Genomic DNA, 13,285 nt, shown 5'->3' with positions numbered 1-13,285 from the left:
GGGAGGGCTGAGGGGAGTCGCGGCTAGGGGGCGATTTCGGCCACGGTGATGATCTCCGCGCTGGTGGGGGTGAGCGGTGCCCGCCCCCAGTCGCCGTACTGCTCGGCGACCGTCAGGCCGGCTTCCGCCAGGAAGCGGGTGAGCGCGTCGGGTGCGAGGAAGCGCAGGGTGCTCCGGCTGACCCGGGGGTGCTCCCAGGCGGGGCTGGTGAAGGTCTCGGTGAAGGTCACGCGATCGCCGGTGACGGGCGGTTCGACCTCGTGCCGGACGCGTACGGCACCGCCGTCGACCCGCGGGACCTCACGCACCCGGTCCGGGGTCCACGACTCCCAGGCACGGGCAGCCGGGTTCCGGGTCTCGAAGACGAACCGGCCGCCGTCCGCGAGGGCTTCGCGCACGCCGGCCAGACAGGTCCTCAATTCCGTGTCCCCGACCAGCACTTGAAACGCATGCCCGGTCATCACGACCAGGTCGAAGGCGCCCTGCCACCGCTGCGAGCGGAGGTCGCCGAGCACCCACTCGACGTCGGGGCGGCGCCGGCGGGCCTGGACGAGCATGGCCGCGGCGGGGTCGAGCCCGCACAGGCGTCCTGGATGCCCCGCGCCGCGGGCCCGCCCGAGCAGGGCGCCGGTGCCGCAGCCGACGTCCAGCACGCTCTGCGCGGACATCACAAGTCCCAGGTAGAAGTCCTCACTCGGGCCCCAGGGGTTGAGGGCGTCGTACAGTCCGGCGAGGGTGGTGTCGGAGAACGAGCGGTCGGCCATCCGGGGCAGTCTGCCAGGTCCGCGGTGGGGTTGTGGGGCCTCCGGAGCGAACTTTGTGGATCTTTGTGGTACGCGGGAGCGAGGGGCGGGGGCGGACGGGAACCGCACCACGGTCCAGTCACTTATTCGTTCGACAAGCGTGCGGAGGTCCGGGATGCTCCCATGCGATGACACGAACCGATACGCCTCCCGCCTGGGACGAGCGCACGCAGCTGGCCACCTTCCTCGACTACGTACGTGCCACCGCCCGGGCCAAGTGCGAGGGCGTCTCGCCCGAGGACGCCGTCAAGGCACCGTTGCCCGGCTCCCCGCTGATGACGCTGAGCGGAGTGGTCAACCACCTCCGCTGGGTGGAGTACTGGTGGTTCCAGGTGGTGTTCCTGGGCGAGGAGGACGAGGGTCCCTGGACGGACGAGGACCCCGACCGCGAGATGCGCATCGCCGTGGACATGCCGCCGGCGGACGTCCTGGCCGAGTACGAGGAACAGTGCGCCCGCTACCGGGAGCTGGTCGCGGAGCATGACCTGGACGCCACCGCCAAGCGCCCCATCCGCGACGGCCGCCATGTCGACCTGCGCTGGGTGATCCTGCACCTCATCGAGGAAACGGCCCGCCACAACGGCCACCTGGACATCATCCGCGAGCTGGTCGACGGCGAGACGGGAGCCTGAATCCATGGGCGAGACGAGCCGGTTGACGCCGGTCATCCACAACATCACCTTCGACTGCACCGGCGACCCGTACGACGTCGGGCTCTTCTGGAGCGCCCTGCTCGGCCGGCCGCTGGACGACGACGACAAGCCCGGTGACCCGGCGGCGCTGATCCGCGACCCCGACGGCGGCCCGAGCCTGCTCTTCCTGCGCGTCCCGGAGGGCAAGTCGGTGAAGAACCGGATCCACTTCGATCTCCGGCCCCGCGGATGCACCCGGGACGAAGAGGTCGAGCGGGCCCTCGGGCTCGGGGCACGGAAGGTCGCCGACCACACCCGTCCCGACGGCACCGGCTGGGTCCTCCTGGCCGACCCCGAGGGCAACGAGTTCTGCGTGGAACGCGGGGACGCCGAACGCGCGGAGAAGGACTGACCGGCATGGCCACACCGCCCGGCTCGCCCGACCCGCACGGGCCGGGCGGCTCTTCGCACCGGCTGCGCCTGGAGAAGGTGACCCCGGACAACATCGACGCGGCGATCGCCCTGAAGGTCGGGCCCGGCCAGGAGCGGTTCGTGTCCCCGGTGGTGAAGTCGCTCGCCGAGGCGTACGTGCACCCCGCGACGGCCTGGCCCCGGCTCGTTTACGACGGTGACGAACTCGTCGGGTTCGTGATGGCCTTCTTCGACATCCGCTTCAACCCCGACGACCCGGACGACCGCCCCCGGTCCGGCCTCTGGCGCCTCAACATCGGGCACGGCCGGCAGGGGCGCGGGTACGGCCGCTTCGCCGTGGACGCCGTCCGCGCGGAGATCCGCCGCCGCGGCGGGTCCCGGGTCACCGTCACCTGGGCGGAGGGCGAGGGCGGCCCCGAGCCGTTCTATCTCCGCCTCGGCTTCCGGCGAACCGGGGAGATCAGCGGGGACCAGGTCGTGGGCGAGCTGGACCTGGCCGGGGCCTGAGACAGCCGGGCCGTCATGCCCCCGGCAGGTCCGTCCAGCCCAGGATCGTGGCGCCGATGTCGCTGCGGGGGCGATGGCTGCTGCCCGGGGCGAACACGACGTAGCTGCCGGGGCCGTGGCGTTCCTCGCCCTCGATGACCTCCCCGTTCAGGACGTAGTAGCGCTCCTCGGAGGCGTGGACGTCGACTTCCGGCCACTCGGTCCCGGGGGCGAAGTCGATCAGCCAGCCGCGGGCGTTGTCGGTCTTCGGCAGCGGACGGCGCACGATCCCGGGCGTCACTTCCTCCGGCGGCACCTCGGCGACCTGGACGGCGTACTTCCCGGTGTCGGTGATGTTGCTCATGCTGCCAATCTCCCGCAGGCGGATCCCCCGCTCAAGAGTCAGGAAAGACATCAGGGGGTACATTCATGCCATGAACCGGCACCGGGTGACGGCCCTGCTGAACCCACCGCAGTCACCCTTCGAACTGGCCTGCGCCGCCGAGGTCTTCGGCACGGTCCGCCCGCAGCTCCCGGCCCACTACGACTTCCGGGTCTGCGCCGACCACCCGGGGCCGCTGCCGACCACCGTCGGCTACGCGATGCTCGTCGAGGACGGCCTCGACGCGCTGGACGAGGCGGACACCGTCGTCGTACCGGGCTGGCAGCCGCCCGGCACTCCCGCGCCCGCCCGCGTCCTCGCGGCGCTGCGGGCCGCGCACCGGCGCGGCGCCAGAATCATCTCCATCTGCACGGGCGCGTTCGTCCTCGCCCAGGCGGGGCTGCTCGACGGCCGCGCCGCCACCACCCACTGGCGCCGCACGGGCCAACTCGCGGCCGCCTTCCCCGAGGTGCGGGTCGAGGCGGACGTGCTCTACGTCGACCACGGCGACGTGGCGACCAGCGCCGGCATCGGCGCCGGGATCGACCTGTGCCTGCACCTCGTACGCTCCGACCACGGCGCCGCGTACGCCACCGAGGTGGCCCGCAGCATGGTCCTGCCACCGCACCGCGAGGGCAGTCAGCTCCAGTACGCCGTGCGGCCCGCCCCGGCCCGCACGGACGAGTCGCTGGCACCGCTGCTGGAGTGGGCCACCGCCCACCTCGACGGCCGGCTGACCCTGGACCGGCTCGCCGAGCGCGCCGGGCTGTCGAGCCGGACGCTCGCCCGGCGCTTCGCCGAGCAGCTCGGCACCAGCCCCGGACAGTGGCTGCTGGGCCGACGCATCGACGCGGCACGCGTGTTGCTGGAGCAGACCGACCTGCCGGTGGAGACCGTCGCCACCCGGGTCGGCCTCGCCTCCGCCGTCAACCTGCGCCGCCGCTTTCGTACGGCCGTCGGCACCACACCCGGCGCGTACCGGCAGATATTCGGCGGGGCTCAGCCCGAGGGAGGAGCCGGCGGGGCAGGGGGAGAGGGCTCGTCGAGCATTCCGGAGCGGGCTATCAGATAGCCGAGCTGTCCCCGGCTGCGGCTGCCGAGCCGGCCGGAGAGCGTGCTGATCCGCTTGGCCACCGTCCGCACCCCGATGCCGAGCCGCTGACTGATGGACTCGTCGGTGTGACCGTCGACGAGCAGTTGGGCGATCCGCACCAGAATGGCGTCCTCGCGGGCCCGCTTCGGCAGCGGATCGGCCGGGCTGATGGGTTCCGCCCCCTCCCAGGCCCGCTCGAAACCGGCCCGCAGATAGCGGATCAGTGCGGGGTGCCGGATCTCCAGGGCCTCGTTGGCGCGCTCGTCGTTGGTGGGGATGTACGCCACGGTGTCGTCGCAGATGATGAGCCGCTCGAAGATCTCGGTCACTGTCCGGATCTCGGCACCGGCCGCCACCACCTGACGGCTGTAGTCCATCGTGAGCTGGTGCTTGCGGATCGAGTGCTGGTAGAGCGTGCGCTGCCGGACGCCGCGGGCCAGCAGGGACATGTTCAACTCCATCGTCTCGGCCAGAAGTTCGGGCGGACGACTGCCACCTGGCTGTACCGTGATGATCTCCCGCTCGCTGGCGCGGGCGGAACTCGTCACCGAGGCGCTGATCGCGGCGCCGCCGACCAGCAGAGTCAGCGGGACCGCCTCCTTGCTGCGGACCTCCGAGTGCACCGCGTCGAAGGCCGCCATGGCGGACCGGATGTCGTTGATCTTCTTGCGCAGCTTCAGCCGCTCTTCTTCCAGCGGTGCGACCAGCGCGTCCACCGCGGCGCTCGGGGACACCGGGACGCACACGTCCGACGCCTCGGACACGGGGTGCAGCAGATGCAGACGGAGCAGCGCCTGAGACGTCTCCTCCCGCGGGCGCCTGCCCTGCGTGAGGGACTCCCGGTACTGGAGCAGATCGAAACCGCTGACGTCGGGGAGCTCGAAGTCGCCGGGGCGCGCGGCCCGGCCGAGGTCGTGATGTTCGTCTTGTTCGTCGTATTCAGTCATCTTTTGGGTCCTGCAGGATCTTGCACTGCGTAGTCGTGCCGCTCCGATCCGGTTCCTGTTGCGCACCGGAAAAGGCATGCTTTTCCCGAGCGGCGGGAAGATCCCCGACCGTTATGGGGAGGGAACTAGCGTGCACGACAAGATTTCCATTCGTTCTTTGCGAGCGCTGGTGTGCGGAGTCGCCGCCGGTGTGCTGACCGTCACGGTCCTGGGGTCCTGTCACATCACCGACGGCGCGCACTCGCAGACGAACGTCCAGGCGGACCTCGCCTGGGGTGTGGTCGCACGCCACGCGAACTAGCACCACCGCCCATGTCCGGCCGGGCGCGGCAGTAGTCCCGGAGTCCCGCACGCGCTGCGGGGCTCGACCTGCCGCGCCTCCCGTGATGCGGCCATTCAGCGAAGGCGCCGGTCGGGCGCCTCGACTCACAGGGGTGTGTCCACACCCTTTCTCCGGCTGGCCCGGCGGTCTGTCAGCCAGGTGCCGTTCGACTCTGTTGAGCGTCACCTGCTTCGCCGCGCCTCCGTTCGTATCGGTTTCGTGCACTTCAGGCACACCGTAGATCAATCAACGCGCGTCCACTAAGCCATGGGCGCGTTTCAGAAGGGGCCCCCATGCAGACTCTCAACGAGTCCACCTCCGTTCAGCAGCCGAAGACTTACGCGCAGATCGTCGACGAGGTGTCTTCCTGGCTGCCCAGGAATCCGGCCGAACTTGACAAGGCTGTAACAGGAGCGGAGCGCGACGCGATCCTCGACGCGATCCGTTCCCTCAACGACGACGCGCGGCTCGGCGACTCCGAGGCGTTCTATGCGCAGCAGCGTCTCCTCGCCCGCATCTACGGGCTGCACACCCTGATACCCGAGGGCCCCTCCGCCGAGGGGTCCGTCCTGCTGCACACGATCACCCGCCTGCTCGAAGAGGCCACCATCGAGGCCGAGGACGGCTACATCGAGCCCGGCCTGATCGACCAGGCGCCCGCCGAGCCCGCCGCCTACCTCTCCTGGCTGAAGAAGCTGGCCCGCGAACACCGCGTCTACAAGCACCCCTACTACCGGGAGTTCATCCGCGACGAGGCGACCTCCGCCGACCTGCGCACCTATGTGATGCAGGAGTCGGTCGTCGACGGGCGGTTCGACGACCTGCTGGCGATGATGCAGGTCGGCACCAGCGGCGCCGCGAAGATGGAGATCGCCCAGAACTTCTGGGACGAGATGGGCAACGGCAAGCCGGAAGAGGTGCACACCCACCTCTTCAACAAGATCTTCGAGGTCTTCGAGATCCCGGCCGACGAGCTGGAGCGCTCGCTGACCGCCAACGCGCTGCTCTCCGGCAACCTGGCCGTCCTGCTGTGCCGTTACCGGCAGTACTACCCGGAGGCCGTCGGCTTCCTCGGCATGACGGAATGGCTGGTTCCCGACCGCTTCGTGCAGGTCGTGCACGCCTGGGAGCGTCTCGGCCTGCCGGACATCGGCATCGTCTACCACCGGCTGCACATCACGGTCGACTCCCAGCACGCCGCCGGCTGGTTCCACAACGTGGTCATCCCCGCGGCCGAGTCGGAGCACATGCGGCGCGCCATCGCCCGCGGCACCCTGTGGCGGCTCAACTCCTCCGCCCGCTACCTCGACGAGCGCATGCCCGCCGTCGCCGTCTGACCCACGTCACACGATCCAGAAGGAGTCCGTCATGCCGCTCAACGAGCAGAAATTCGCTTTGATCGAGCTGCCGGAGGTCTCTCAGGAGCTCCTCGACAGCTACGAGGACCTGCCGGTCGACGAGTACATGGGCAACGGCACCCGCTTCAAGCGGTTCTCCCAGTACCGGCTGCGCCCCGAGGGCACCGAGGGCTGGACCTTCGAGCTGCTGGCCCACCGCGACTACACCACCTTCACCAAGTTCAACAAGGTCGGTGGCGGCATCCGCCGCGTCTACCAGCCCATCAAGGCCGACTTCGTGCCGTTGATCTCGCACGGCATCGAGGAGCTGGGTCTCGACCGGTCCGAGGACTGGCAGATCAACGTCCACCAGAACCGGACCCGGGCCGACGGCGACTACGCGGGCCCGCTCACCCCGGAGGGCGTGCACCACGACGGACACGAGTTCGTCATGATCGCCGTCCTGAACAAGAACAACGTGGCCGGCGCGCAGACCCGGCTGTGGGAGCCGGGCGCCGACGCCCCGTTCTGGACCGGCACGCTGGAGCCCGGCCACGCGGTGCTCCTCGACGACCGCGGCCTCGCCCACGACGTCACCGACGTGGAGTCGGCCGACGGCGGCCCCGCCAACCGCGACATCGTCATCATCGCGTTCTCCCGCTGGGCCGAGAAGTGGTACGGCGAGGAGCACGACGAGGCCGCGCTGGCCGACGGCGCCGAGAGCTGACGCGGACCTCGGCAGACAACAGCAGGAACAGGAGCCGGCACAGAGCATGGGCGAACATTCGACGTCCTCGACGGTCGTGACACCCGCGTCGACGCCTTCGGCGTCCTCGCCGCCCGCGGAGTTCGAGGAGTCCGCGGAGTTCTTCACCTACCACGCGCTCGGCAACGACTACGTGGTCGTCGACCCGCGCGGCAGCGACTTCACGCCCGGCCCCGCGGCCGTGCGGCTGCTGTGCGACCGGCACTTCGGGGTCGGCGCGGACGGAGTGCTGTTCGGACCGCTCGGGGCACCGGAAGCCGGTGAACCGGTGCGCCTGAGGATGTTCAACTCCGACGGCACCGAGTGCGAGAAGAGCGGCAACGGACTGCGGATGTTCGCTCTGCATCTGGCCGAAACCTACGGCGAGCCGTGGAGCGGGGACGAGGAGTTCCCGCTCCGCACGGCCGCCGGTGACGTACCGGTACGCATCCTCGACCTCGCCTCGGGGACCGTCCAGGTCGGCATGGGCCGGCCCGAGTTCGGGGCGACGGGCGAGAGCCTCGACGTCGGCGGGCGCCGCCTCGCGGTCACCTCCGTGCACAACGGGAACCCGCACGCGGTCGTCCCGCTGGCGGAGATCTCCGCCGGCCTCGCCCGCGAACTGGGGCCCCTGATCGCCGGACACACCCGCTTCCCGGGACGCACGAACGTGCAGTTCCTGGCGATCGTGGACCGCCGGACGATCGCCATCGAGGTCTACGAACGCGGCGCCGGCTACACCCTCGCCTCCGGCAGCAGCGCCTGCGCCGCCGCCGCGGCCGCGCACGCCCTCGGCCTGACCGGCCCGGACGTGGAAGTACGCATGCCCGGCGGCCGGATCGACGTCTCGATCGCGGCGGACGGCTCCGTCTCCATGACCGGCACCGCCGAGCGGATCAGCAGCGGCCGCTTCTCACCCGTCTTCCGGAACAAGCTGGAGACCGCACGATGACCGCGACCGTCCCGACCCACCCGGGGACCGCCCGATGACCACTGCGACGACCGTCTCCACGTACCCCATGCGCCGCTGGGTGTTCGACGACGCCGCCGGGCGCTACGACATCGACCTCGGCGACAGCAACCTGCCCTGCGGCACTCTCGACGAACTGACCCCCCTCGGCGGCCTCGAACTCGACTACGGGCACAACCGCGGCATACCCAGGCTGCGCGCCCTGGTCGCGGACCTCTACGGCACCGACGACGACCACGTCCTGATCACCCACGGCGCCCAGCAGGCGCTCTACCTCGTTTACAACGCGCTGCTGCGCCCCGGCGACCAGGTCATCACCTTCCGGCCCGGCTGGCAGCAGTCCTGGGACATGCCGGCCGAACTGGGCTGCCGGGTCGACATCCTCGACCACCGCCCGGACCTCACCGTCGACGTCGAGGCCGCGGCCGCCGTCGCGGGCCCCGACCTGCGGCTGATCGTCGTCAACACCCCCTGCAACCCGACCGGTCAGCGCGTCTCCGACGCCGACCTGGCCGCGCTGCACACCCTGGCCGCCCGCACGGGCGCGTACCTCCTGCTCGACGAGGACTACGCGCTGGAGCTGAAGGACTCGGCCGCCACCCGCCTCGAGCGGACGATCTCCGTGTCGAGCCTCTCCAAGGTCTACGGCTTTCCCGGCCTGCGCATCGGCTGGCTGTACGGGCCGCCCGAGCTCGTCGTGGCCTGCACGGAGCGCAAGTTCCTCTCCAACATAGGCAATTCCGTGCTGTGCGAGACACTCGCGTGCGACGTGCTGGAGCGCCGCGACCACTACACCGAGCGGTACCGCACGCTGACCGGGGAAGGCCTCGCCGTGGTCCGCGCCTGGGCCGCGCGCAACACCGACGCGGTCCGGCTCACCGAACCGCGGGGCACCCCCTTCGCCTGGTTCCGGCTGCTCACCGGCGAGGCGCCGCTCGACCTGTGCCGCCGGGTGCTGGACACCGGAGTTCTGCTCATGCCGGGCGAGACGCTCGGCGGCCCCGACGGATTCCGCCTGTGCTTCGCACGGGACCCCCATCTCATCTCCGAAGGCCTGCGACGGCTCGACCCCGTCCTGCGGCCCCAGGCCGTGCGCAACATGACAAGTGGAGCAGTGTGACCATGAGCCAGCCCAACGAAGAAGCGACCCGGGCCAGCAGGCCGACCGACGAGACCCGCACCCCGCTCTCCTTCGCACAGGAGCAGCTGTGGTTCCTCGACCAGCTCAGCCCCGGCGAGATCACCTACAACGTGCCCGTGGCGTACCGGCTGCGCGGCACCCTCGACGTCGGGGCCCTGCACCGGGCGCTGACCTCCCTGGTCACCCGTAACACGGCGCTGCGCACGACCTTCCGCTCCGCCGAGGGCACCCCGTACGGCGTCGTCGCGCCCGCGGGCGAGGTCGACCTGGAGATCGTCGACCTGGCGGACGCCGACCTGGACGCAACTCTGCGCGCCCGCAGCGAGGCCCCCTTCGACCTGGCGGCCGGGCCGCTGTACCGCTTCTCGCTGCTGCGGCTGTCCGCCGAGGACCACGTCCTGGTGCTGGTCTTCCACCACATCAACACCGACGGCTGGTCGTCGGCCCTGATCAACCGCGAGATCTCCGGCGCCTACAACGCCTTCGTCCAGGGCACGCAGCCCGCGCTCCCCGAGCTGGAGGCGACGTACGAGGACCACGTCCGGGCCCAGCGCGAGCAGCACGGGGGCGACTCCTGGGAGCAGCAGCTGAAGTTCTGGAAGGGGAAGCTCGCCGGGCTGCCGGTGGTGGAGATGCCCGCCGACCGCGCGCGTCCGGCCACCCCGACCCAGAACGGCGAGACCCTCACCTTCGACTTCCCCGCCGAACTGCTCCACGGGGCGCGGGCGCTCGCGCAGCAGGAGGGCGCCTCCCTGTTCATGGTGCTGACGACCGCCCTGAACGTCGTGGTCGGCCGCTACACCGGCCAGGAGGACATCCCGCTCGGCATCCCCATGCTCGGCCGCACGGAGCCCGAACTCGAGGACGTCGTCGGCCTGTTCATCAACATGCTGGTGCTGCGCACCGATCTGTCCGGCGACCCCACCTTCGCCGAGCTGATCGAGCGGGTCGCGGACGCCAACATGGACGTGTACGACAACCAGGACGTGCCGTTCGACCAGATCGTCAGCCATGTCCAGCCGGCCCGTGAGGCGGGCCGCAACCCGCTGTTCCAGATCGGCACCCAGCTGCTCGGCAGCGGCACCGGGGGTTCCGACCTGGGCCTGACCGGGCTCACCGACGAACAGCTGGACGTCGCCGTCCCGCGCTCCCGCTACGACCTGTCGCTGACGTTCCTGGAGAGCGCGGACCGGCTGCGGTTCGTCGCCGAGTACACCACCGACCTGTTCGACGGCATCCGCATCGAGGCGATGGCCCGGCACATCCAGAACGTGCTGGCCGCCGCGGTCGAGGACGCCGAGCAGCCGATCTCCAAGCTGGCGATGCTCGGCGAGGACGAGCGCCGGCTGCTGCTGGAGGCGGGCCGCGGCCCGGACTTCGACTTCAGCCACGACCCGGTGCACACCACCGTCCTCCAGGTCGCCGAGCGCACCCCCCACGCCGTCGCCGCGGTCTGCCGCGGGGTGGAGATGACGTACGGCGAACTGGCGCGCCGCTCCGGCAAGCTCGCCCGCCATCTGCGGGCCCGCGGGATACGCCCCGGACAGGTCGTCGGCATCGTCATGGACCGCGACCTGGACGCCCTGGTGGCCATGCTGGGCGTCATGCGGGCCGGCGGCGCCTACGCGGTCATGGACCCCTCGCACCCGGCCGCCCGTATCGACTACATGCTCCAGGACACCGCGGCCCCGGTCGTCATCACCCGCGCCGATGTGGCGGGCGGGCTCCCGACGAGCGAGGACCGGAAGGTCGTGCTCATCGACGCGGACTGGGCGGCCATCGAGGCCGAGTCCGACACCGAGCCGCTCGAAGAGCTCGCGGACCGCGAGACCCTCGCCTACGTCCTCTACACCTCGGGCTCCACCGGCCGCCCCAAGGGCGTGATGATCGAGCACCGCAGCCTGCGCGTGTTCATCGAGGCGTACCGGCACACGTTCGGCGAATTCACCCCCGAGGACCGGCTGCTCCAGCAGCCGTCGCTGATCTTCGACATGTCGCAGGGCGAGATCTACACCGCGCTGATCACCGGCGCCACGCTGGTCCTCGTCTCGCCCGAGGACGCCTCGTCGCCCGAGGCGCTCGGCACCCTCATCCGCGAGCAGCGCGTCACCTATGTCGGTCTCTCGCCGACCCTGCTCTCGCTGCTCGACGGCGGACCGTACCCGCACCTGAAATACATCATGGGCGGCGCCGAGGTCCTGCCGGCCGAGCTGGTCAACAAGTGGAACATCCCCGGCCGCAAGTTCGTGAACCTGTACGGCCCGACCGAGGCGGCCATCGCCTGCACCGAGTACCTCTGCGAGCACATCGAGTGGCGCTCCGCCCCGCCGATCGGCCGCCCCGAGTACGGGCGTCTGCACTACGTGGTCGACCGGCACGGCAACCTCGCCCCGGTCGGTGTCCCCGGTGAGCTGCTCATCGGCGGCGAGGACGGCCTGGCCCGCGGCTATCTCAACCTGCCCGAGCTGACCGACGAGAAGTTCGTGCCCAACCCTTTCGAGCCCACCGGCCGGGTCTACCGCACCGGCGACCTCGTCCGCTGGACCCCGGACTACCAGGTCGACTTCATCGGCCGCATCGACAACCAGGTCAAGCTGCGCGGCCTGCGCATCGAGCTCGGCGAGATCGAGTCCGCGCTGGTCGCCCACCCGCAGATCCGCATGGCCCTGGTGCTGCTCAAGGCGGACCCGCAGGGCGAGAAGCAGCTCGTCGGCTACTACACGGTGCTCGGCGACCAGGCCCCGACCCTCGCCGAACTCCGCCGCCACCTCGGCGAGTCGATGCCCGAGTACATGGTGCCGACCGCCTGGGTGAAGCTGGACGAGTTCCCGCTCACGCTCGCCAAGAAGATCGACCGGCACGCGCTGCCCGAGCCGTCGTACGGCGCCGACGGTACGGAAGGCCGGGCCTACGTCGCCCCCGCCACGCCCACCGAGGAGCGGGTCGCCGAGGCCTTCGCCACGGTCCTGAAGGCCGATCAGATCAGCGCGGACGCCAGCTTCTTCGAACTCGGCGGCAACTCGCTCCAGGCGATGCGGGCGGTCAGCCGGATCAACAAGGCCTTCGGCGTGAAGATCAACGTCCGGATGCTCTACGGCGGCGCCACCGTGGGCGGCGTGGCCGAGGCCATCGACGAACTGCTCGCCGCCAAGGCCGGCCGTGACTGACTCGACCACCCTGGTGCCGCTCCGCGAGGACGGCACCCACCCGCCGCTGTACTGCGTGCACCCGGTCTCCGGTTCGGGCTACGTGTACGCGGGGCTCGCCGAACTCCTCGGCCCTCAGCAGCCGTCGTACGGCTTCGAGGCGCCGGGGTTCGACGACGGCGGGGCGCCCCTCAACTCGATCGAGGCGCTCGCGGAACGGCACCTGGCGTCCCTGCGGTCGGCCCGGCCGCGGGGACCGTACCTGCTGCTCGGCTGGTCGCTCGGCGGTGTGGTCGCCTACCACATGGCCCAGCGGCTCGTGGAGGCCGGCGAGGAGGTGCCGCTGCTCGTCCTCATCGACGCGACGGTGCCCCAGCCGTTCCCGCTGCCGCCGGAGAAGGCGCTGCTGCACGCCTTCCTGCGGGACCTCGTGACGGCGATGGGGGAGCCGCCGGAGGCGCTGGACGCGCTGCTGACGCCCTACCCCGACGACGTCACCCCCGAGGCGGTGTGGACGGCTGTCACCGCGGCCGGGGACGAGGTGCTTCCCGAGGAGTTCGACGAGGAGTTCCTCCAGGAGCGCTACGACGTGTTCCGCGCCCACGCCGAGGCGCTGTACGCGTACGAGCACCGGGGCCCGTACGCGGGCCGGGTGCTCTTCCTCAAGGCGGCCGACTCCCTGGACGCGCGCACGCGCTGGGAGACGCTCGCCCCCCGCGTCGAGCGGCACACGATCACGGGCGACCACGACTCGATCTGGGCCGGCGAGGCGTTCGCTACGCTCGCCGGCCTGGTGCGGCAGGGCCTCGCGCAGGCCCGGTCCGCTCTCGCCCCGGCGGAGGGATAGGC

At 70.8% G+C, this 13,285-nt stretch carries 14 protein-coding genes; 11 read left to right on the top strand and 3 right to left on the bottom strand.

Annotated elements, in window-relative coordinates:
- Nucleotides 1-23: 23 nt before the first annotated feature.
- Nucleotides 24-764 (bottom strand): class I SAM-dependent methyltransferase, encoded by a 741-nt coding sequence (locus tag GTY58_RS16615; RefSeq protein ID WP_010984601.1) that lies wholly within the window; start codon nucleotides 762-764, stop codon nucleotides 24-26.
- Nucleotides 765-931: 167 nt separating this feature from the next.
- Between GTY58_RS16615 and GTY58_RS16610 the strand changes: the two genes are divergently transcribed.
- From GTY58_RS16610 to GTY58_RS16600, 3 genes are read left to right on the top strand one after another with little or no spacing between them, the layout of a single operon-like run.
- Entirely contained in the window at nucleotides 932-1,435 is a 504-nt protein-coding gene (locus GTY58_RS16610; RefSeq protein WP_010984600.1) for a DinB family protein, read from the top strand.
- Between the two features lie 4 nt (nucleotides 1,436-1,439).
- On the top strand, nucleotides 1,440-1,847 hold the full coding sequence (locus tag GTY58_RS16605; protein WP_010984599.1) for a VOC family protein: 408 nt from the start codon (nucleotides 1,440-1,442) through the stop codon (nucleotides 1,845-1,847).
- 5 nt (nucleotides 1,848-1,852) lie between these two features.
- The gene (locus GTY58_RS16600) at nucleotides 1,853-2,374 is read left to right on the top strand and encodes a GNAT family N-acetyltransferase (RefSeq protein ID WP_010984598.1); all 522 of its coding nucleotides are present in this window, start codon (nucleotides 1,853-1,855) and stop codon (nucleotides 2,372-2,374) included.
- A 13-nt stretch (nucleotides 2,375-2,387) separates the two neighbouring features.
- On the opposite strand, the gene GTY58_RS16595 is transcribed toward GTY58_RS16600, so the two are convergent.
- Nucleotides 2,388-2,717 carry a cupin domain-containing protein gene (locus tag GTY58_RS16595; protein ID WP_010984597.1) on the bottom strand — a complete coding sequence of 110 codons (330 nt, stop codon included), beginning with the start codon at nucleotides 2,715-2,717 and terminating at the stop codon, nucleotides 2,388-2,390.
- 70 nt (nucleotides 2,718-2,787) lie between these two features.
- On the opposite strand from GTY58_RS16595, the gene GTY58_RS16590 reads away from it, so the two are divergent.
- Nucleotides 2,788-3,807 (top strand): helix-turn-helix domain-containing protein, encoded by a 1,020-nt coding sequence (locus GTY58_RS16590; RefSeq protein ID WP_010984596.1) that lies wholly within the window; start codon nucleotides 2,788-2,790, stop codon nucleotides 3,805-3,807.
- Here the strand turns inward: GTY58_RS16590 and GTY58_RS16585 are convergent.
- On the bottom strand, nucleotides 3,735-4,775 hold the full coding sequence (locus tag GTY58_RS16585) for a LuxR family transcriptional regulator (RefSeq protein ID WP_010984595.1): 1,041 nt from the start codon (nucleotides 4,773-4,775) through the stop codon (nucleotides 3,735-3,737). The genes GTY58_RS16590 and GTY58_RS16585 overlap by 73 nt on opposite strands.
- 130 nt (nucleotides 4,776-4,905) lie before the next feature.
- Here GTY58_RS16585 and GTY58_RS16580 point away from each other — a divergent pair, with 130 nt between their 5' ends.
- The 7 genes from GTY58_RS16580 (at nucleotide 4,906) to GTY58_RS16550 (ending at nucleotide 13,283) form a co-directional block, all read left to right on the top strand.
- Nucleotides 4,906-5,076 carry a hypothetical protein gene (locus GTY58_RS16580; RefSeq protein WP_154696726.1) on the top strand — a complete coding sequence of 57 codons (171 nt, stop codon included), beginning with the start codon at nucleotides 4,906-4,908 and terminating at the stop codon, nucleotides 5,074-5,076.
- A gap of 314 nt (nucleotides 5,077-5,390) precedes the next feature.
- Nucleotides 5,391-6,434 carry an iron-containing redox enzyme family protein gene (locus GTY58_RS16575; protein ID WP_037645021.1) on the top strand — a complete coding sequence of 348 codons (1,044 nt, stop codon included), beginning with the start codon at nucleotides 5,391-5,393 and terminating at the stop codon, nucleotides 6,432-6,434.
- A gap of 31 nt (nucleotides 6,435-6,465) precedes the next feature.
- Nucleotides 6,466-7,161: a 2OG-Fe dioxygenase family protein gene (locus tag GTY58_RS16570; protein ID WP_010984592.1), complete on the top strand. Its 696-nt coding sequence runs from the start codon at nucleotides 6,466-6,468 to the stop codon at nucleotides 7,159-7,161.
- Nucleotides 7,162-7,207: 46 nt separating this feature from the next.
- Nucleotides 7,208-8,131 (top strand): diaminopimelate epimerase, encoded by a 924-nt coding sequence (gene dapF / locus GTY58_RS16565; RefSeq protein WP_010984591.1) that lies wholly within the window; start codon nucleotides 7,208-7,210, stop codon nucleotides 8,129-8,131.
- Nucleotides 8,132-8,165: 34 nt separating this feature from the next.
- On the top strand, nucleotides 8,166-9,269 hold the full coding sequence (locus tag GTY58_RS16560) for a pyridoxal phosphate-dependent aminotransferase (RefSeq protein ID WP_010984590.1): 1,104 nt from the start codon (nucleotides 8,166-8,168) through the stop codon (nucleotides 9,267-9,269).
- A 2-nt stretch (nucleotides 9,270-9,271) separates the two neighbouring features.
- Nucleotides 9,272-12,457 (top strand): non-ribosomal peptide synthetase, encoded by a 3,186-nt coding sequence (locus GTY58_RS16555; protein WP_037645023.1) that lies wholly within the window; start codon nucleotides 9,272-9,274, stop codon nucleotides 12,455-12,457.
- Nucleotides 12,450-13,283: an alpha/beta fold hydrolase gene (locus tag GTY58_RS16550; protein WP_048894579.1), complete on the top strand. Its 834-nt coding sequence runs from the start codon at nucleotides 12,450-12,452 to the stop codon at nucleotides 13,281-13,283. Before GTY58_RS16555 ends, GTY58_RS16550 begins: the two co-directional genes overlap by 8 nt.
- Nucleotides 13,284-13,285: the final 2 nt, after the last annotated feature.

The organism is Streptomyces sp. SID5469 (assembly GCF_009862865.1).
Lineage (GTDB): Bacteria > Actinomycetota > Actinomycetes > Streptomycetales > Streptomycetaceae > Streptomyces > Streptomyces avermitilis.
This window is presented reverse-complemented; position numbering and strand designations above follow the sequence as displayed.

Excerpts from the sequence above, each read along its gene's own strand:
- GTY58_RS16555 (WP_037645023.1), top strand. The coding sequence starts at position 9,272 with ATGAGCCAGCCCAACGAAGAAGCGACCCGGGCCAGCAGGCCGACCGAC.
- GTY58_RS16590 (WP_010984596.1), top strand. The coding sequence starts at position 2,788 with ATGAACCGGCACCGGGTGACGGCCCTGCTGAACCCACCGCAGTCACCC.
- GTY58_RS16610 (WP_010984600.1), top strand. The coding sequence starts at position 932 with ATGACACGAACCGATACGCCTCCCGCCTGGGACGAGCGCACGCAGCTG.
- GTY58_RS16605 (WP_010984599.1), top strand. The coding sequence starts at position 1,440 with ATGGGCGAGACGAGCCGGTTGACGCCGGTCATCCACAACATCACCTTC.
- GTY58_RS16615 (WP_010984601.1), bottom strand. The coding sequence starts at position 764 with ATGGCCGACCGCTCGTTCTCCGACACCACCCTCGCCGGACTGTACGAC.
- GTY58_RS16585 (WP_010984595.1), bottom strand. The coding sequence starts at position 4,775 with ATGACTGAATACGACGAACAAGACGAACATCACGACCTCGGCCGGGCC.
- GTY58_RS16570 (WP_010984592.1), top strand. The coding sequence starts at position 6,466 with ATGCCGCTCAACGAGCAGAAATTCGCTTTGATCGAGCTGCCGGAGGTC.
- GTY58_RS16600 (WP_010984598.1), top strand. The coding sequence starts at position 1,853 with ATGGCCACACCGCCCGGCTCGCCCGACCCGCACGGGCCGGGCGGCTCT.
- GTY58_RS16575 (WP_037645021.1), top strand. The coding sequence starts at position 5,391 with ATGCAGACTCTCAACGAGTCCACCTCCGTTCAGCAGCCGAAGACTTAC.
- dapF (WP_010984591.1), top strand. The coding sequence starts at position 7,208 with ATGGGCGAACATTCGACGTCCTCGACGGTCGTGACACCCGCGTCGACG.
- GTY58_RS16560 (WP_010984590.1), top strand. The coding sequence starts at position 8,166 with ATGACCACTGCGACGACCGTCTCCACGTACCCCATGCGCCGCTGGGTG.
- GTY58_RS16595 (WP_010984597.1), bottom strand. The coding sequence starts at position 2,717 with ATGAGCAACATCACCGACACCGGGAAGTACGCCGTCCAGGTCGCCGAG.